At 73.1% G+C, this 17400-nt stretch carries 19 protein-coding genes; 10 read left to right on the top strand and 9 right to left on the bottom strand.

The features are described 5' to 3' along the window. Positions 1-23: 23 nt before the first annotated feature. Positions 24-980 (top strand): zinc-binding alcohol dehydrogenase family protein, encoded by a 957-nt coding sequence (locus tag ACIBFB_RS20515; RefSeq protein WP_397232414.1) that lies wholly within the window; start codon positions 24-26, stop codon positions 978-980. 12 nt (positions 981-992) lie between these two features. On the opposite strand, the gene ACIBFB_RS20510 is transcribed toward ACIBFB_RS20515, so the two are convergent. Then, positions 993-1892: an LLM class flavin-dependent oxidoreductase gene (locus ACIBFB_RS20510; protein WP_397232412.1), complete on the bottom strand. Its 900-nt coding sequence runs from the start codon at positions 1890-1892 to the stop codon at positions 993-995. Between the two features lie 12 nt (positions 1893-1904). Next, positions 1905-2198, bottom strand: coding sequence for a GNAT family N-acetyltransferase (locus ACIBFB_RS20505; protein WP_397232410.1), 294 nt, complete (start codon positions 2196-2198; stop codon positions 1905-1907). Positions 2199-2335: 137 nt separating this feature from the next. On the opposite strand from ACIBFB_RS20505, the gene ACIBFB_RS20500 reads away from it, so the two are divergent. Genes ACIBFB_RS20500 through ACIBFB_RS20485 form a run of 4 tightly spaced genes read left to right on the top strand, consistent with a single transcriptional unit; the run spans position 2336 to position 6102 of the window. Then, entirely contained in the window at positions 2336-3091 is a 756-nt protein-coding gene (locus ACIBFB_RS20500; RefSeq protein WP_397232408.1) for an SDR family oxidoreductase, read from the top strand. Between the two features lies 1 nt (position 3092). Next, the gene (locus ACIBFB_RS20495; protein WP_397232406.1) at positions 3093-3875 is read left to right on the top strand and encodes an SDR family oxidoreductase; all 783 of its coding nucleotides are present in this window, start codon (positions 3093-3095) and stop codon (positions 3873-3875) included. Beyond that, positions 3872-4891, top strand: coding sequence for a phosphotransferase family protein (locus tag ACIBFB_RS20490; protein WP_397232403.1), 1020 nt, complete (start codon positions 3872-3874; stop codon positions 4889-4891). The genes ACIBFB_RS20495 and ACIBFB_RS20490 overlap by 4 nt, the downstream gene beginning before the upstream one ends. Further along, positions 4891-6102, top strand: a complete 1212-nt coding sequence (locus ACIBFB_RS20485) for an acyl-CoA dehydrogenase family protein (RefSeq protein ID WP_397232700.1) — start codon at positions 4891-4893, stop codon at positions 6100-6102. Before ACIBFB_RS20490 ends, ACIBFB_RS20485 begins: the two co-directional genes overlap by 1 nt. Before the next feature lie 96 nt (positions 6103-6198). Here ACIBFB_RS20485 and ACIBFB_RS20480 read toward each other — a convergent pair whose 3' ends face one another. Together ACIBFB_RS20480 and ACIBFB_RS20475 are read right to left on the bottom strand one after the other, a co-directional pair. Next, the gene (locus tag ACIBFB_RS20480) at positions 6199-6825 is read right to left on the bottom strand and encodes a TetR/AcrR family transcriptional regulator (RefSeq protein WP_397232401.1); all 627 of its coding nucleotides are present in this window, start codon (positions 6823-6825) and stop codon (positions 6199-6201) included. A 176-nt stretch (positions 6826-7001) separates the two neighbouring features. Continuing rightward, complete coding sequence (locus ACIBFB_RS20475; protein WP_397232399.1) at positions 7002-7418, bottom strand: VOC family protein; 417 nt, start codon at positions 7416-7418, stop codon at positions 7002-7004. An 82-nt stretch (positions 7419-7500) separates the two neighbouring features. On the opposite strand from ACIBFB_RS20475, the gene ACIBFB_RS20470 reads away from it, so the two are divergent. Both ACIBFB_RS20470 and ACIBFB_RS20465 read left to right on the top strand, forming a co-directional pair. Continuing rightward, positions 7501-8112 (top strand): TetR/AcrR family transcriptional regulator, encoded by a 612-nt coding sequence (locus ACIBFB_RS20470; protein ID WP_397232397.1) that lies wholly within the window; start codon positions 7501-7503, stop codon positions 8110-8112. Positions 8113-8122: 10 nt separating this feature from the next. Next, positions 8123-8611: a GbsR/MarR family transcriptional regulator gene (locus tag ACIBFB_RS20465; RefSeq protein ID WP_397232395.1), complete on the top strand. Its 489-nt coding sequence runs from the start codon at positions 8123-8125 to the stop codon at positions 8609-8611. Between the two features lie 40 nt (positions 8612-8651). Here the strand turns inward: ACIBFB_RS20465 and ACIBFB_RS20460 are convergent, their stop codons facing one another. Genes ACIBFB_RS20460 through ACIBFB_RS20445 form a run of 4 tightly spaced genes read right to left on the bottom strand, consistent with a single transcriptional unit; the run spans position 8652 to position 12559 of the window. Beyond that, on the bottom strand, positions 8652-9464 hold the full coding sequence (locus tag ACIBFB_RS20460) for an ABC transporter ATP-binding protein (protein WP_397232393.1): 813 nt from the start codon (positions 9462-9464) through the stop codon (positions 8652-8654). Continuing rightward, positions 9443-10462 (bottom strand): FecCD family ABC transporter permease, encoded by a 1020-nt coding sequence (locus ACIBFB_RS20455; protein WP_397232391.1) that lies wholly within the window; start codon positions 10460-10462, stop codon positions 9443-9445. Before ACIBFB_RS20455 ends, ACIBFB_RS20460 begins: the two co-directional genes overlap by 22 nt. 29 nt (positions 10463-10491) lie before the next feature. Next, the gene (locus ACIBFB_RS20450; RefSeq protein WP_397232389.1) at positions 10492-11508 is read right to left on the bottom strand and encodes a FecCD family ABC transporter permease; all 1017 of its coding nucleotides are present in this window, start codon (positions 11506-11508) and stop codon (positions 10492-10494) included. Between the two features lie 10 nt (positions 11509-11518). Continuing rightward, positions 11519-12559 carry an iron-siderophore ABC transporter substrate-binding protein gene (locus ACIBFB_RS20445; RefSeq protein ID WP_397232387.1) on the bottom strand — a complete coding sequence of 347 codons (1041 nt, stop codon included), beginning with the start codon at positions 12557-12559 and terminating at the stop codon, positions 11519-11521. Positions 12560-12943: 384 nt separating this feature from the next. Between ACIBFB_RS20445 and ACIBFB_RS20440 the strand changes: the two genes are divergently transcribed. The 3 genes from ACIBFB_RS20440 (at position 12944) to ACIBFB_RS20430 (ending at position 16712) form a co-directional block, all read left to right on the top strand. Continuing rightward, entirely contained in the window at positions 12944-14563 is a 1620-nt protein-coding gene (locus ACIBFB_RS20440) for an MFS transporter (protein WP_397232385.1), read from the top strand. A 91-nt stretch (positions 14564-14654) separates the two neighbouring features. Beyond that, on the top strand, positions 14655-15776 hold the full coding sequence (locus ACIBFB_RS20435; RefSeq protein WP_397232383.1) for an alpha/beta hydrolase: 1122 nt from the start codon (positions 14655-14657) through the stop codon (positions 15774-15776). Positions 15777-15911: 135 nt separating this feature from the next. After that, entirely contained in the window at positions 15912-16712 is an 801-nt protein-coding gene (locus tag ACIBFB_RS20430) for a cyclase family protein (RefSeq protein WP_397232381.1), read from the top strand. 1 nt (position 16713) lies between these two features. On the opposite strand, the gene ACIBFB_RS20425 is transcribed toward ACIBFB_RS20430, so the two are convergent. Then, the coding region (locus ACIBFB_RS20425; protein ID WP_397232379.1) for an AAA family ATPase at positions 16714-17400 on the bottom strand (687 nt) is incomplete at its 5' end.

Below are 17400 nucleotides of genomic sequence, written 5' to 3'. Positions count from 1 at the left end.
CGTCCCTACGAACGGAGGCCACCATGCGCGCCATCCAGATCACCGAGTTCGGCGGACCCGAGGTCCTCGTCCCCACGGAGCTGCCCGACCCCGAGCCGGGACCGGACGGCGTCCTCGTCGAGGTGTCCCGCGCCGGGATCAACTACGCCGACACCCACCAGGCGGAGAACAGCTACCTCTCCCCCTCGTCCCTGCCCATGGTCCCCGGAGGGGAGATCGCCGGACGCACCGCCGACGGACGCCGCGTCGTGGCCCTGACCGCGGCGGGAGGCTACGCCGAGCGGGCCCTGAGCACCCCCGGGACGACCTACGACATCCCGGACGGGGTCTCCGACGAGGCCGCGCTCGCGCTCGTCGTCCAGGGCGCGACGGCCTGGGTGCTGCTGCGCAGGAGCGTGCGGATGGACCCGGGCGAGTCCGTGGTCGTGCACGCGGCGGCGGGCGGGGTCGGCACCCTCGCCGTCCAACTCGCCAAGGCGTTCGGCGCGGGCCGCGTCATCGCGGTGGCCAGCAGCGAGGCCAAGCGCGACCTGGCCCTGGAGCTGGGCGCCGACGCCGTGGTGGACTCCGCCGCGCCCGACATGACCGAGGCGCTGATCGCCGCCAACGGGGGCCGCCGCGTGGACGCGGTGCTGGACATGGTCGGCGGCCGGGTGACCGACGAGAGCCTGCGCGCCCTGGCCCCGTTCGGCCGGCTCGCCTTCTACGGCATGGCCTCGCGCGAGGAGCCCAGGGCCGTGAAGCTGCCCAACCTCATGCGCTTCTCCACCACGGTGAGCGGGATGTGGCTCCCGCACGCCTGGTTCCTGCCCGGCGACGTGGTCGGCCAGGCCATGGCGGAACAGTTCGCGATGGTCGCCGACGGCCGACTGCGGCCGATCGTCGGCGGGACCTACCCCCTGTCCGAGGCGCGACGGGCGCACGAGGACCTGCGCTCGCGCGGCACCGTCGGGAAGCTGACCCTCGACCCGTCGCGGTAGGCCCCGCCGCGGTCACCCCCGCTCGGCCCGCACCGCCTCGCGGACGGCGGGGGCCACCTCGGCGGCGAACCGGCTCACCTGCGCGACCGGATCCGCCGACGGACCGAACACGAACGTGTCCATGCCGTACTCGAGCACCAGCTCGGTCAGCTCGTCCACCCACTGGTCCACGGGCCCCTCCAGGAACCCGCCGGACGAGCCGTCGGTGATGGTCCCCCACACGTTGTACGCCCGCCGGATCGACGCGGGGTCGCGACCCGCCTCGGCGGCGCCCGCGTCGATCCGCGCGTGCATGTCCGCGAGCTGGTCGGGTCGGGCGTAGCCGCTGGAGGGCAGCCAGCCGTCGGCCGTCCTGCCCAGGGCGCGCAGCAGCCGCGGGCCCAGGACGCCCAGCCAGATCCCGATGCCGTGGACGGGCGCGGGGCCCGGCCGGGCCCCGGACAACCGGTAGTGCTCCCCCTCGAAGCGCACCGAGCGAGCGTCCGACCACATCAGCCGGATCACCTCGACGGCCTCCAGGAGGGCGTCGGCGGCCTCGCGCGGCGCGCGGGCCCGCCCGCCCATCGCCGCCACCGCGTCCCAGAACGCACCCGCGCCGAGCCCCAGTTCGAAACGGCCGCCGGAGAGCACGTCCAGGCTCGCCGCCGACGTGGCGATGATCGCGGGTGGGCGCAGGGGCAGGTTGGCCACGTCCGGGAAGACCCGCAGCCGCTCGGTCCGGGCCAGGACCGCGGCCATCAGCGTCCAGGTGTCCAGGTGCGCGCGCTGGTAGGGGTGGTCCTGGATCCCCGCGAACTCCAGTCCGCCGTGTTCGGCCGCGGCCACGACCGCCCACAGGGTCCGCAGGCCGTCGGGGTCGGCGCTCGGCGTCGGGAAGACGCCGAAGGCGACGTCGCGTCCGTAGTCGGTCATCGTGGGCCTCCCCTACTCCGTCGGAGCCCGGTAGACCAGGTCGGCGTACTCCCGGTGGCGGGCGATCCACACCTTGACGAACGGGCACAGCGGCAGGACGGACAGCCCCTGGGAGCGGACGTCGTCCAGGGCCGCGCGCACGAGGGTCCCGCCCAGCCCCTCCCCCTCGTGGGAGGGGGTGATCTCGGTGTGCGTGAAGGTGACCAGATCACCGGTGCGCACGTACTCGGAGAAGCCCGCGGTCTCCCCGTCGACCCTGATCTCGTACCGGCGCCGGTCCGGCGCGTCGGTCACCTCGGTTGCCATGGAAGCCTCACTCTGCCGTTCGCGGTCCGGGCCGGTCCGGCCCAGCGCCATTGTCGCGCAGAGTCCCCTTGCGGCGCGCCCGTGGGTCCGCGTAGAGTCCCCCATACATACCGACCAGTCGGTCTAAGGAGAACCAGATGACATCCCGGTTCGGCGGGCGGACCGCCATCGTCACCGGCGCCAGCCGCGGCATCGGCCTCGGCATCGCCCGACGCCTCGTCGACGAGGGCGCTCGGGTGTGCCTGACCGCGCGCGGCGCCGAGGCCCTGGACGAGGCGGTCGAAGCCCTGGGCGGCCCCGACCACGCCGTCGCCGTGCCCGGCAGGGCCGACGACCCCGAGCACCAGGACGCCGCGGTCGCCGCCGCCATGGAGGCCTTCGGCAGCGTCGACCTGCTGGTCAACAACACCGGCATCAACCCGGTGTTCGGCCGGCTGATCGACCTGGACCCGGCCGCCGCGCGCAAGATGGTCGAGGTCAACGTGCTGTCCGCGCTCGCGTGGGTCCGCGCGGCGCACAAGGCGTGGATGGCCGAGCACGGCGGCGCGGTCGTCAACGTGTCGTCCGTGGCTGGAACCCAGCCCTCGCCCGGCATCGGCTTCTACGGCGCCACCAAGGCGATGCTCAGCCACATCACCGCCGAGCTGGCCGTGGAGCTCGCTCCGGACGTGCGCGTCAACGGGGTGGCGCCCGCCGTGGTCAAGACGCGCTTCGCCTCCGCCCTGTACGAGGGGCGCGAGGAGGAGGTCTCGGCCGCCTACCCGCTGGGCCGCCTCGGCGTCCCCGAGGACGTGGCCGGCGCCGTCGCCTTCCTGTTGTCCGACGACGCCGCCTGGGTCACCGGCCGCACGCTCGTCCTGGACGGCGGCGTCACGCTCACCGGAGGTTTCTGACATGGAGCTGAACGAACGCGGGGCCGTCGTCACGGGCGCGGGCAACGGGATCGGGGCCGCGCTCGCGCGCCGACTGGCGGGGGCCGGAGCGCGCGTGGTCGTCAACGACCTGGACGCCGCCGCGGCCGAGGCCGTGGCCGCCGAGATCGGCGGGGTGGCCGTGCCGGGCGACGCGGCGAGCGAGGAGGGCGTCACGGCGCTCGTCGCCGAGGCGGGCGCCCACCTGGGCGCGATCGACCTCTACGTGGCCAACGCCGGTGTGGGCGTCGGGACCGGCCCGGAGAGCCCGGAGTCCGACTGGGAGCTGTCCTGGCAGGTCAACGTGATGGCGCACGTGCGCGCCGCGCGCGAGCTCCTGCCTGGTTGGCTGGAGCGGGGCCAGGGGCGGTTCGTGTCCACCGTCTCGGCGGCGGGACTGCTGACGATGCTCGGCAGCGCGCCCTACTCGGTGACCAAGCACGCCGCGCTGGCGTTCGGCGAGTGGCTGTCGGCCACCTACGGGGACCGGGGCGTCACCGTGCAGTGCGTGTGCCCGATGGGGGTGCGCACCGCGATGCTGGAGGCCAGCGGGGAGACCGGGAAGGCCCTGATGGACGCGGACGCGATCACCCCCGAGGAGGCCGCCGACACCGTCATGGCGGGACTGGCGGACGGGCGCTTCCTCATCCTCCCCCACCCCCAGGTCGCGGGGTACTACGCGGCCCGGGCCGCCGACACCGACGGCTGGCTGGCGGGGATGCGGCACCTGAGGGAGAAGGTCTTCGCGGGGGAGGCCGGGGAGTGACCGAGGAGCTTCCCGGGCTGGATCCCGCGCGGTTGCGCTCGTATCTGGACCGCGCGGCGCCCGGGCTGGTCGCGGGCCCGCTGAGCGGACGGGTCATCGCGGGCGGCAAGTCCAACCTGACCTACGTCGTCACCGACGGAACGGGCAGCTGGGTGGTGCGCCGCCCTCCGCTGGGGCACGTGCTCGCGACCGCGCACGACATGGCGCGCGAGTACCGCGTGATGACCGCGCTCCGCGACACCCCCGTCCCCGTCCCGCGCACGTACACCCTGTGCGAGGACCCCGACGTGCTCGGGGCGCCGTTCTACGTCATGGAGTACGTGGCGGGCACCCCTTTCCGCACCCGCGACGAGATCGCGGTGCTGGGCGCCGAGCGGACCCGCGCCGCGGCGGAGTCGCTCGTGGCCACACTGGGCGAGCTGCACGCGGTGGCGCCCGGGAAGGTCGGGCTCGGTGACTTCGGCCGCCCCGTCGGCTTCCTGGAACGCCAGGTGCGGCGGTGGCGCAAGCAGCTCGACGCCTCGCGCAGCCGCGACATCCCCGGGATCGACGAGCTGCACGAGCACCTGGCGCGGACGGTCCCCGAGCAGTCGGCGCCCGCGATCGTGCACGGCGACTACCGGCTCGACAACGTCCTCGTCACCCCCGAGGGCGACCTCACGGCCGTCCTGGACTGGGAGATGGCCACCCTCGGGGACCCGCTCGTGGACCTGGGGCTGATGCTCGTCTACCGGGAGCAGGCCGCCGACGTGGGCGGCGACTCCGTTCCCGCGACCTCCGCCGAGGGGTTCCCCTCCTCGGCCGAGCTGGTGGAGCTGTACACGGCGGCCACCGGCCGCGACGTGTCCCGGCTCGCCTGGTACGTGGCCTTCGGCTGCTTCAAGCTCGCGGTGATCGCCGAGGGCATCCATCTCCGGCACAGCCGGGGCCTCACCGTCGGAGCGGGCTTCGACCGGATCGGCGCGATGGTCGCGCCGCTGGTCGAGCGCGCCCACGCCACCCTGAAGGAGCAATGATGGACTTCACCTTCGACGAGGAGACCGAGCGGCTGCGCGCGCGGCTGCTGGCCTTCATGGACGACCACGTCTACCCGGCCGAGTCGGTGCTGGAGGCCCAGCTCGCCGACCGCGACCACCCGTGGGCGACCGCGCCGGTCGTGCGGGAGCTCCAGGAGAAGGCCCGTGCGCAGGGGCTGTGGAACCTCTTCCTGGCGGGCCACCCCGAGCACGGGGGCGTCTCCAACCTCACCTACGCGCCGCTGGCCGAGATCACCGGACGCAGCCCCCGGCTGGCTCCCGCGGCGCTCAACTGCGCCGCGCCGGACACCGGGAACATGGAGGTGCTGGCGATGTTCGGCACCGAGGAGCAGAAGCGGCGGTGGCTGGAGCCCCTGCTGGAGGCGCGGATCCGGTCGGCCTTCGCGATGACCGAACCGGACGTGGCCTCCTCCGACGCCACCAACATCGCCACCACGATCACCCGCGACGGCGACTCCTACGTGGTCAACGGCCGCAAGTGGTACATCACCGGGGCGATGAACCCGGACTGCGCGGTCCTCATCGTGATGGGCAAGACCGATCCGGACGCCGAGCGGCACCGGCAGCAGAGCATGGTGCTCGTACCGCGCGACACCCCGGGCGTGACCGTCCGGCGGGGCATGGGCGTGTACGGGTACGACGACAACGACCACGGCGGCCACGCCGAGGTGGTCTTCGAGGACGTGCGCGTACCCGCCGACCACCTCGTCGGGGGCGAGGGCGACGGGTTCGCGATCGCCCAGGCCCGCCTCGGTCCCGGGCGGATCCACCACTGCATGCGCGCCATCGGGATGGCCGAGCGTGCCCTGGAGATGACCTGCCGGCGGGTGCTGGACCGCGTCGCGTTCGGGCGTCCGCTGGCGGACCAGGGGGTGGTGCGGGAGTGGATCGCCGAGGCGCGGGTCAGGATCGAACAGCTGCGGCTGCTGGTGCTCAAGACCGCCTACCTCATGGACACCGTGGGCAACCGCGGCGCCCACACCGAGATCCAGGCGATCAAGATCGCCACGCCGCGCACGGTGGAGTGGATCCTGGACCGGGCCGTCCAGGCGCACGGGGCGGCGGGGGTCAGCCAGGACCTTCCGCTGGCCGCGTGGACGGCGGGCATCCGGACGCTGCGGCTCGCTGACGGTCCGGACGAGGTGCACCTGCGGTCCCTGGCCCGCGCCGAGCTGGCGCGGTACCGGTAGGCGCCGCTGGTCCGGTCCCGCGCCCGGCCCGGGAGCGTGGGCGGGCGGGGCACGCGTGCCGGGCGCGTGCCCCGGCGCCCGGGGCCGCGCCCTCCGTCAGTCCTTCGGGCGCAGTCCGCGGATGAGCAGGTCGGCGAAGTGCCGTCCGACGTCCTCGCCGGACAGGGCGCCGTCCTTGCGGTACCAGGTGCCCAGGTGGTGCACCGATCCGAAGAAGTAGTCGACGACCAGGTCGGCGGGCACGTCGTCGCGGAAGACCCCCTCGTCCTGGCCCTGCTGGACCAGGTCCCGGAACAGTTCGTGGTAGCGCCTGCGCTCGGCGCGCACGGTGCGCTGCTTGTCCTGGTCCAGCTGGTGCATCGAGCGGAAGAAGATGACGGTGTCGTCCAGGTTGGCGACGCTGGTGACGATGACGTCGGCCGCCGCCTCGCGCACCCGCTCGGCGACCGAGGCGTCCTGGGCCGCGATCCGGACCAGGTGCTCGGTCTGCATCCGCAGCACGCGCGCGTAGACCTCGTAGAGCAGGTCGTCCTTGGAGCCGAAGTAGTGGTACATCGCGCCCTTGGTGACCCCCGCGGCCGCGACGATCTCCTGCACCGAGGTTCCCTCGAACCCCCGCTGGGCGAACAGCCGCGTCGCCGCCCCGAGCAGCCGCTCGGGCACCGCCCCGCGTTCGGGGACGGCTCCCCCGTCCGATCCGACCGATCGCTGTCCTCGCGCCATGTCCAGCCTCACCTCGCACCCCCGGGGGCACCGCCACCGGTCAGGACAGCATACCGACCGGCTGGTACCGCGTGCACATGCCGACGCACGGCCGCTCGCCGCGGTCGGCCGGCGCCACGGCGCCGTCGCCCCGGGGGCGCGGAGCCCCCGCCCCCGCCCCCGGCCGACCGCACCCCTCACCCGTCCGTGAACTGCTCGGAGAACGCGGCCGAGGGCTCGATCGGGGTGATGACGTCGACGAGGACGCCGCTGGGGTCGGCCACGATGAAGTGCCGCTGGCCGAAGTCCTCGCTGCGCAGGGACAGCTGGGGCGTGAGGCCGCCGCGCTCGACGAGCCGCTCCCACTCCGCGTCCACGTCCGCCACCTCGAAGTTCAGCAGGAGGCCGCGCACGGGGGCGCGGTAGGCCTCGGGCAGCGTGGGGTGGGTGTAATCGAGGAGGGCGAGTTCGTGGGCGGGCGGCCCGGGGCGGCGCAGGCTCACGTACCAGTCGGCCGCGAAGGTCACCTCGAAGTCGAACAGATCCGTGTAGAACGCCTGCGTCTCGTCGATCCGGGACGTGCAGATCACCGGGTAGAAGCTGGTCAGACGCATGATCGACCCCTTTTCACGTACTCTTGGTATGTGAAGGTACGCTATTGGCATACCGAAGGTATGTCAAGTGGGAGGGGAGCCGATGGCCGCGACCGCACGCGCGCAGCAGAGGAAACGGACCCGGAGGGCGCTGGTCGGGCACGCGCGTCGGCTGTTCGCCGAACACGGGTACGCCGGGGTGGGCCTGGCCCAGGTCGTCGCGGCGGCCTCGGTGACCAAGGGCGCGCTGTACCACCAGTTCGACGGCAAGGCCGACCTGTTCCGCGCCGTCCTGGAGGAGGTGCAGGCGGAGGTCGCCGCGACTGTGGCGGAGTCCGCGGAGGCCCACGACGACCCCTGGCTCCAGCTCACCTCGGGGTGCAGGGCGTTCCTCACCGCGAGCACGGACCCGCGGGTCCAGCGGATCATGCTCGTGGACGGCCCCGCGATCCTGGGCTGGGACGCCTGGCGGGCCATGGACGAGGCCGGGTCGGCCCGCCACCTGGCCGAGGCTCTCACCGAACTGGCCGACGCGGGCCTGCTGCGCCCGCAGCCGATCGCGCCGCTCGCCCACCTGCTCTCCGGCGCGATGAACGAGGCCGCCCTGTGGCTGGCCTCGGCCGGAACCGACCGCGACCTGGAGGACGTGTGGGCGGCCCTGTCGGCGATGCTGGAATCGCTGCGGACCGACGCGGCCGCGCGCGGCGGGCGATAGGCTGGCCGGCATGTCGGAGAGCGAACGGGAGGAGCAGGAGTTCAGGGCCGACTTCGTCCGGCGCTTCTCCGAGTTCTGGCAGTCGCAGGGCCGCCCCCGCGCCGAGGGGCGCATCGTCGGCTTCCTCCTGGTCGCCGACCGCGAGGCGGTCACCGCCGACGAGATCGTCGAGGGCGCCCAGGTCAGCCGCGGGTCGGTCTCACAGTCCGTGCGCCGCCTGGTGGACCTGGGCTTCGTGACCCTCCAGGAGGCGCCCGACCGGCGCTCGCGCCTGGTGAGCATGGACGAGGACGTCTGGGGCGGGTTCCTGCGCAACGAACGCGGCTACCTCAGGCAGCAGCGCGAGCTGGCCCGGTCGGCGCTCGACCGGCTGCCGGGGCTGAGCCCGCCGTCCCGCACCCGCCTGCGCAACATGTACGACTACATGACCTGGCTGGACGACTACCACGACACCCTCCTGACGCACTGGGAGGAGTACAAGGCCCGCCGCGACCGCTGACCCGGGCCGCGCGCCCGTCCCCCGGTCCCCGCGTCCCTCCTCAGGACCGCTCGTGCGGGATGACCAGCGGAGTCCCCGTGCGCGGGTCGGGCACCACGTCGCAGGCCAGCCCGAAGACCTCCGCCACGAGCGGCGCGGTGACCACGTCCTCCGGAGCGCCGTCGGCGACCACGCGGCCGCCCGCCATCATCACCAGCCGGGTGGCGAACCGGGCGGCCTGGGCCAGGTCGTGCAGGACCGCGACGATCGTGCGCCCGCGCCGGTGCAGGTCGGCGAACAGCTCCAGCAGCTCGTACTGGTGCGCGATGTCCAGGTAGGTGGTCGGCTCGTCCAGCAGCAGGACACCGGTGTCCTGGGCCAGGACCATCGCCACCCACGCGCGCTGGCGCTGCCCTCCGGACAGCGACCCCACCAGCGTGTCGGCGAGGTCCGCCATCCCCGTGAGCTCCAGCGCCTCGTCGACCGCCTCCTCGTCGCGCGGGCTCCACTGCCGCAGCAGCGTGTGGTGCGGGAACCGGCCGCGCGCGGCCAGCGCCCGGACGGTGATGCCCTCCGGGGCGAGGGGGCTCTGCGGCAGCAGCGCCATGCGCCGCGCGACCGCCTTGGACCGCTGGGCGCGGACGTCGCGGCCGTGCAGCAGCACCCGCCCCGCCACCGGCGCGTTCACCCTGCCCAGCGCCTTGAGCAGGGTGGACTTGCCGCAGCCGTTGGGACCGACGATCACGGTGAACTCCCCCTCGGCCACCTCCAGGTCGAGGTCGCGCACGACCGGGTCGGCCCCGTACCCCAGGGTCAGGCCCTCCGCGGTCAGCGCCGGACCGTTGGCCTCGCTCACAAGACTCCCCTTCGCCATTCTCGAACCAACAGCCAGCCCAGGTACACGCCGCCCAGCGCCATGGTCAGGACCCCGACCGGCAGCCCCTCCGCCGCCGGGACCTGCTGCACGACCAGGTCCGCCGCGGCCAGCAGGAGCGCACCGGCCAGGGCTGACACGGCCAGGTTCGGCCCGGGGACACGCGTCGTCCGGCGCGCGATCTGCGGTGCGGTCAGCGACACGAACGCGATCGGCCCCGCGACGGCGACGGCCGCGGCCGACAGCACCACCGACAGCACGACGGCCGCCGTACGGGTGCGTCCGGCCCGCGCGCCCAGGGAGTCGGCCAGCTCGTCGCCCATCTCGTTGACCGCGACCGGACCGGCCAGGGCCAGGGTGAACGGGACGGCCGCGGCCAGCACGAGCCAGATGGTCGCGGCGTGGTCCCACGACCGCGCCCCGAGGCTCCCGTAGATGTAGGCGGACAGAACCGTGGCCTCGTTCCTGGCCAGCACGGCGACGACGTACTGGGTGAAGGCGTGCGCCATGGCGGCCACGCCGATCCCGGCGACGATGAGTCGGCCGGGGTGGCGCAGCCCGGTGCCGGTGGCCAGGGCCACGAGGACCATGGCCAGCGCCGATCCGGCCAGCGCCCCCAGCGGGACGGACACGGCGCCGGGCAGCAGCAGCACGGCGACCGCCGCGCCGGCCCCGGCCCCCGCGCCCAGCCCGATCACGTCGGGGCTGCCCAGCGGGTTGCGGGTCACCGACTGGAACAGGGCGCCCGCCATGCCCAGGGCCGCGCCGGCGCCCAGGGCGACCGTCAGCCGGGGGCCGCGCAGACGGTCGAGCACGAAGGTCTCCGTGGCCTCACCCGAACCCGCGACGACGGCGGGCAGACGGTCGAGCGGGATGCCCAGGCGGCCCAGCGTGAGCGTGAGCGCGGCGATCCCCGCCACCAGGACGACGTAGAGGGCGGCCCACAGCAGAGCGCGCGAGTGCAGCGGCAGCGCGATCACCCGCCCCACCCTCAGCACGGGACCCTCCCCGCGGCCCGCCGCCCGGCTCACGTCGCCCCCCGCATCCGGCGCACCGCGTACAGGAGCACGGGCGCGCCGACGAAGGCGGTGACCACGCCGACCATGAGCTCGATCGGCCGGGCGACCGTGCGGCCCGCGACGTCGGCGAGCAGCAGCAGGGTGGGGCCGACGAGCAGGGCGAACGGCACCTGCAGGCGGAAGTCCACGCCGACCAGGGCGCGGACGACGTGCGGAACGGCCAGGCCCACGAAGCCGATGGGCCCCACGGCGGCGGTCGCGGCGGCCGCCAGGACGATCGCCGCGACGAGGGCGGCGGCGCGCACCATGGCGGTGTCGGCCCCGGTGGACACGGCGGCCTCCTCGCCGAGGGCCAGGGCGTTGAGCCCTCCGGCCGCGAGCAGGGCGACGGCGGTGGCGGCGGCGATGACGGGCAGCACCGCGAGGGAGACGTCCAGGTCCCGTCCGGCCAGGGAGCCGACGACCCAGTAGCGGTAGGTGTCGAACACCTCGGGCATGCTCAGCGAGACCGCCTGGACGTAGGCGGTCAGGACGGCGGAGACCACCGCTCCGGCGAGGACGAGGCGGGCCGTTCCGCCGTCGCCGCCCCGGGTGCCGACGGCGTGGGCGACCAGTCCGGCCGCGAGCGCGCCGGGCAGTGCCCACCACAGGGCCCCGGTGGTCGTGGCCGGCCCGAACAGGGCGGTGCCGGTGACCACGGCCGCCGCCGCGCCGGCGTTGACGCCCAGCAGGCCGGGGTCGGCGAGCGGGTTGCGGGTGACGCCCTGCATGAGGGTTCCGGCCAGTGCCAGCGCGGCCCCGCAGAGGGCGCCCACGACGGTCCGCGCGAGGCGGCTCGCCACCACGGCCGTGGTGAATGCGTCCGCCTCACCGGTCAGGACCGCCCACAGCTCGGCGGGCGGTGTGGGCCGACCGCCGAGCGCGAGGCTCAGGACGGCCGCCCCGGTCAGGGCCGCGGCGCCGCCGCCGAGCGCGGCGGCGGTGCGGGCGGGTCCCCTCCGGGGCGGCGCCGGGAGTGTCTTCACGATCGTGCTGTCAGGGGGTCGCGCCGTCGATGTTCTCCGCGGCCTCCTGGATCAGGGGCACGTAGCGGTCGACGACCCAGGGGACGGTGAGCGGGTTGATGATCGAGGAGGCGGTGACGAAGGAGGTGTCGTCGCTGGCGACCACGGATCCGCGCTCGACGGCGGGGATCGCCCCGTAGAGGTCCTGCGCCTCGATCTCGGCGCGGGTCTCGGGGTCGGTGTAGAAGGTGAAGACCAGGTCGCTGCCGCTGAGCCGGTCGGCGTTCTCCAGGCCGATGACCGCCGAGTCGGTGCCCTCGGTCTCGGGGAAGGTCTCCACGACCGGGTCGACGGTCAGCCCCATGTTGCTGACCATGGCCACGCGCTGCTCGGTGGGCATGAAGACGCCGAGGGTGCCGGGGCCGTCGGTGTAGACGTAGGAGAAGACGAGGTCCTCGAACTCGGGGTGCTCCTCGGCGACCGCGGCGAACCGGCCCTCGATGTCCTCGATCAGGCCGGCGGCCTCGTCGGGCTGGCCCAGCGCCGTGGAGACGACCTCGATCTGCTCGCGCCACTCGGCGTTCCACGCCTCCTCGGCGTAGGCGACCGTGGGCGCGATGTCGGAGAGGACGTCGTACTGCTCCTGGGTGATCCCGGACCACGGGGCGAGGATGACGTCGGGCTCCAGCTCGATGACGGCCTCGAAGTCGATGTCGTCGGCCCCGGCGAACTGGGTGGGCAGCTCGTCTCCCGCCTCGGTGACCGCCTCGTGGATCCACGGCAGGTAGCCGGTGTCGTCGCTGCCCCACGGGTAGCTCTCGATGCCGACCGGGGTGACGCCGAGGGCGATCGCGGTCTCGGCGGAACCCTGGCCGAGGGTGACCACGCGCTCGGGCCGCTCGGGGATCTGCGCCGAGCCGAGTGCGTGCTCGACGGTGACGGGGAAGGCGCCGTCGGCCGAGGCGGAGTCGCCTCCGTCCTGCTCCGCGGGTTCGGCGCCGCAGGCGGCGAGGCCGAGGGCCAGGAGGGCGGTCGATCCGAGGGCGCCGAGGCGGCGCAGGGTGAAGTCCATGCTGACGCTGCTTTCTTCGTGACGGGGGAGGTCGCCTCGTGTCCGGAGGGCCGCGCGGGGGTGGGAGCCCCAGGGGCCACGCGGGGGGACAGACCAGGACAAACCTGACGACAACCAAGGTAAGTCTAACCTCACTTACCAGTCGTTTCAAAAATTCTGAACTCCGCGGGCGAGACGCGCCCCCACCCCGGCGGCGCTCGATTCCCGCCGGGGCCGCGCGGCGTCGCCCTCCGCGACCACGGCGAACGTGTCAAGCGTCACACTCCGCGACTGGTGAACCGAACACGATTGCGCGAGTATCAGAGATCTGATTATAGTCAGGTTGCTTCCTTCTGATCGATATCAGTCATCACTGCCCGTGGAACCTCACAAGGAGTCGTCATCGTGTCCGGACCCCCAACCGCGCAGGCGACGGGAATCGGTCGGTCCTGGCTGCCGCTGGTCCTGGTGTGCGTCGCCGCGGCGCTCCTGCCCGCGGCCCTCACCGGATCGTCGGTCGCCCTCCCCGACATCGGCACCGACCTCGAGACGGACCTCGCTCCGTTGCAGTGGGTCGTGCACGCCTACAACGTGATGTTCGCCAGCTTCATGCTGGCCAGCGGCGGCCTGGCGGACCTGTTCGGCCGCCGCCTGATGTTCACCCTCGGACTCTCCCTCTTCGCGCTGTCCTCCCTGGCGAGCGGACTGATCAGCGACATCGTCCTGCTCGACGTCCTGCGCGGCGCCTCCGGCGCGGGCGCGGCCGCGGTGATGACCGCCGGGTCCGCCCTGCTCGCCCAGGTCTTCACCGACCCCGCCACCAGGGCCCGCGCCTTCAGCATGCTCGGCGCCTCCTTCGGCATGGGGCTGGCGCTCGGCCCCTCGACCGCGGGGCTGCTGGTCGGCGCGTTCGGCTGGCGGGGGGTGTTCATCGCGCAGGCGGTCATCGCCGGTGTCGTCCTGCTGGGCGCGGCCAAGCTGCCCGAGTCCAGGGACCCCGACGCCACCAGCGTCGACTGGTGGGGCGCGATCACCTTCACCAGCAGCCTGTTCCTGCTGACGCTCAGCGTGGTGGAGGGACCCCAGCGCGGGTGGGGCGACCCTGTCGTGCTCGGCGGCTTCGCCCTCGCGGCGGCGCTCATGGTCGCGTTCGCGGTGGCCGAGCGGGTGCAGCGGCGCCCGATGTTCGAACTCTCCCTCCTGGGCAACCCCCGCTTCATCGCTGTGTGCCTGGTGCCGGTCCTGCTCGCCTTCGGTTTCGTGTGCCTGCTGGTCTTCCTGCCCTCCTACTTCATCGGCGTCAACGGGATGTCCCCGCAGGGCTCCGGCCTGACGATGATGCTGCTGACCGTCCCGGTCATGGGGCTCCCACTGTTCGCGGGCCAGATGCTGCGCTTCATCCCCGTCGGCTGGCTGCTCGGCCTGAGCATGCTCCTCATCGGGCTCGGCGCCGCCTGGCTCACCACGCTCAACCCCGAGACCACGCTGATCGGGCTGCTCGGCCCGCTCATGGTGATCGGCTCCGGCGTCGGCATCTCCTTCGGCATCATCGACGGCGCCGCGGTCAGCTCCGTCGAACCGGCCCGCGCCGGTATGGCCGCCGGGATGTTCAACACCATGCGCCTGGCCAGCGAGGCGATCGCGGTCGCGGGCATGGGCGCGTTCCTGGTCAGCCTGACCCAGACCAACCTCACCGAACAGCTGCCCGCGGTGACCTCCGACGAGGCGCTCGACATCGGCGCCCTGGCCAACCGGGTCGCCCAGGGCGACCTCGCCGGAGCGGCCGGCACGGTCACCGGCGACGAGACCGAGGTGTTCGGCGTCATGGCCGCCTCCTACACCGACGCCTTCCAGCTCACGCTGTGGATCCTGGCGGCGGTCTGCCTGGCGGGCGTGCCCTTCATCATCGGCCTGCTGCGCGAGCCCCGGCCCTCGGCGGACGAGGGCGCGCCCGCGGACGCCGACCCGGCCACCGACGCCCCCGTCCCCACGCCGCGCTCCGAACCCGCCGGAGACGCGCACTGAGACCCGCGGGCTCCGGCCCGCACCCGCACCAACGCCAACCCCCAGTCCTTTCCGGGACGACGCAGTTCTCACAAGGAATAGGAAGGCCATCATGCGACGGATCAACAAGGCGATCTTCGCGTCCGCGACCGCCCTCGGGCTGGTCGTCGTGCCCGCCGCCGGCTCGGCGCTCGCCGAACCCGACACCTCGGCCCAGCGCGGTGGGGACATCATCCAGCTCCCCGTCACCTTCGAGGTGGAGAACGTCAACCGGTCGGCCGTGCAGTGCAACACCGACGGTGAGACCTACGAGGTGGCCGGTCACCTGACCGCTCCCGCCGACGCCTTCCGCGGCCGTCCCCGGGACCTCACGGTCACCATGTACCAGCACGGCATCGCCGGCGGCGAGTGGTACTGGAACATGGACATGGAGGGCTACAACCACGTCGAGGAGATGGCCGAGCGCGGCCACATCTCCGTCAGCATCGACCGGATCGGCTACGACAACAGCGGCGTCCCGAACGGCTACGACACCTGCATCGGCGCCCAGGCCGACATCACCAACCAGATCGTCGAGCAGCTGCGCGACGGCGACTACGAGCTCGACCGCTCGGCCGACCGGGGCGCCGTCCCGGGCCGCCGCACGCCCGAGTTCGACAAGGTCGTCCTCGCCGGCCAGTCCAACGGCGGTCTGATCGTCAACATCGCCGCGATCTCGTTCGGCAACGTGGACGGCCTGTCCGTGCACGGCTGGGGCGACCTCGGCTTCACCCCCGAGGCCGACGAGCGCTTCATCGCCGCGACCGGCGGCTGCCTCCAGCGGATGAGCCCCGCGATGGAGGACCCCCGTCCCGAGCTGCCCGAGGGCTACAACTACTACGACAACGGCACCGAGGAGTTCCTGACCGGCAACTTCGCCGACGCCACCCCGGAGATGCTGGAGGCGGTCACCCCGCTCCAGAACGCGCACCCGTGCAACGACATGTCCACCATCACCTCGGCGATCTACGTCGACCTGATGCGCATGGACGAGATCGACGTCCCGGTGCACGTCGTCTTCGGCGAGGAGGACGCCCGTATCCAGGACGTCCAGCTGCAGGCCGACCTGTACAGCGGTTCGCCCGACGTCCGCACCCTGGTGGTGCCGGACGCCGGTCACTACATGGGTCTGGAGCGCAACGCCGAGACGGTCTTCGAGGACATGGACGCGTGGCTGACCGAGTCCATCGGCTAGGACGCGACGCCCGTCGCCGACACTGAACGGGACCGACTCCCCCACGGGGGGTCGGTCCCCTTCGCCGTGGGGGCGGATGTGCCAGGGTGAGGCCAGGCGCCGCCGTGGAGGGCACGGCGGCCGAAGGGGGGAACCATGTGTCTGCGCGGAACCGGTGAGACCGTCCGCTCCCGGAGCGGGGAGGCGGTCGCGGCCGACCCCCCGAGTGCTCCGGCGGCTCCCCGCCCCTGGCCGTCCGGACACCGGCGGATCGCCGACCTCAGCCACGTGGTGTCGCCGTCGATGCCCACCTTCGACGACGAGAAGCCGCGCCGGGAGCCGACCGGGCCCGCCCAGGCCGACGGCGCGTTCGGATTCTGGCTGCAGCGCTGGTCGCTGATCGAGCACACCGGTACCCACCTGGACGCGCCGGCGCACGTGATCGGGGGCGGCAGGACCGTCCCGGAGATCGCGCCGCACGAACTGGTCGTCCCCGCCGCGGTCATCGACGTCCGGGCGCGGGCGGCCGAGGACCCCGACACCGTGGTCGCGGTGGAGGACGTGCTGGCCTTCGAGCGGGTCCACGGGCCGATCCCGGCCGGGGCCGCGGTGCTGATGAACTCCGGCTGGGACGCGCGCTGGCCGGAGGGCGACGAGGCCGTGCGCGGCGTGGGCGGGGACGGCGCCTGGCACTTCCCCGGCTTCGGGCCGGAGGCGTGCGAGTACCTCGTGTCGCGGCGCGGTGTGGCCGGGGTGGGGGTGGACACCCTGAGCACCGACCCGGGGACGACGACGGAGTACCCCGCGCACGAGGTGATCGGACGGGCCGACCGGTGGGGGCTGGAGTGCCTGCGGGGACTGGACCAGCTGCCGCCGACCGGCGCGACCCTCGTGGTCGGCGTGTTCCCGGGGGAGGACGCCTCCGGCGGCCCGTGCCGGGTCCTGGCGTTGTGGTGACTCAGGCGGAGCGGCGTCCGGGCCGGTCGTCCGGGCGCCGCGGCACGATGGTGGGGTTGACGTTGTCGATCACCGTCTCCCGCGTGATGATCACCTGACCCACATCCTCACGCGAAGGCACCTCGTACATCACCGACAACAACACCTCCTCGATGATCGCCCGCAAACCACGCGCACCCGTCCCCCGCACGATCCCCTGCTCCGCGATCGCCTCCAACGCGTCCCGCGTGAACTCCAACTCCACATCATCCAACTCGAACAACCGCTGATACTGCTTCACCAAAGCATTCCGCGGCAACGTCAGAATCCGGATCAACGCCTCACGATCCAGATCATGCACACTCGTGATCACCGGCAACCGACCCACGAACTCCGGAATCATCCCGAACTTCAACAGATCCTCCGGCATCACCTCCGAGAACAACGCCGACTGCGCCACCTCCGACCGAGGCCGCAACACCGCGTTGAACCCCATCCCCTGCTGACCCGTCCGCGACTCGATGATCTTCTCCAGACCCGCGAACGCCCCACCGCAGATGAACAACACGTTCGTCGTGTCGATCTGGATGAACTCCTGATGCGGATGCTTACGACCCCCCTGCGGCGGCACACTCGCCGTCGTCCCCTCCAGGATCTTCAACAACGCCTGCTGCACACCCTCACCCGACACATCCCGGGTGATCGACGG

The organism is Nocardiopsis sp. NPDC050513 (assembly GCF_044457925.1).
Lineage (GTDB): Bacteria > Actinomycetota > Actinomycetes > Streptosporangiales > Streptosporangiaceae > Nocardiopsis.
This window is presented reverse-complemented; position numbering and strand designations above follow the sequence as displayed.

Coding starts and splice junctions, on each gene's coding strand:
- ACIBFB_RS20465 (WP_397232395.1), top strand. CDS start 8,123: ATGTCGGAGAGCGAACGGGAGGAGCAGGAGTTCAGGGCCGACTTCGTC.
- ACIBFB_RS20495 (WP_397232406.1), top strand. CDS start 3,093: ATGGAGCTGAACGAACGCGGGGCCGTCGTCACGGGCGCGGGCAACGGG.
- ACIBFB_RS20500 (WP_397232408.1), top strand. CDS start 2,336: ATGACATCCCGGTTCGGCGGGCGGACCGCCATCGTCACCGGCGCCAGC.
- ACIBFB_RS20460 (WP_397232393.1), bottom strand. CDS start 9,464: ATGGCGAAGGGGAGTCTTGTGAGCGAGGCCAACGGTCCGGCGCTGACC.
- ACIBFB_RS20475 (WP_397232399.1), bottom strand. CDS start 7,418: ATGCGTCTGACCAGCTTCTACCCGGTGATCTGCACGTCCCGGATCGAC.
- ACIBFB_RS20505 (WP_397232410.1), bottom strand. CDS start 2,198: ATGGCAACCGAGGTGACCGACGCGCCGGACCGGCGCCGGTACGAGATC.
- ACIBFB_RS20430 (WP_397232381.1), top strand. CDS start 15,912: ATGTGTCTGCGCGGAACCGGTGAGACCGTCCGCTCCCGGAGCGGGGAG.
- ACIBFB_RS20480 (WP_397232401.1), bottom strand. CDS start 6,825: ATGGCGCGAGGACAGCGATCGGTCGGATCGGACGGGGGAGCCGTCCCC.
- ACIBFB_RS20470 (WP_397232397.1), top strand. CDS start 7,501: ATGGCCGCGACCGCACGCGCGCAGCAGAGGAAACGGACCCGGAGGGCG.
- ACIBFB_RS20510 (WP_397232412.1), bottom strand. CDS start 1,892: ATGACCGACTACGGACGCGACGTCGCCTTCGGCGTCTTCCCGACGCCG.
- ACIBFB_RS20435 (WP_397232383.1), top strand. CDS start 14,655: ATGCGACGGATCAACAAGGCGATCTTCGCGTCCGCGACCGCCCTCGGG.
- ACIBFB_RS20515 (WP_397232414.1), top strand. CDS start 24: ATGCGCGCCATCCAGATCACCGAGTTCGGCGGACCCGAGGTCCTCGTC.
- ACIBFB_RS20445 (WP_397232387.1), bottom strand. CDS start 12,559: ATGGACTTCACCCTGCGCCGCCTCGGCGCCCTCGGATCGACCGCCCTC.
- ACIBFB_RS20485 (WP_397232700.1), top strand. CDS start 4,891: ATGGACTTCACCTTCGACGAGGAGACCGAGCGGCTGCGCGCGCGGCTG.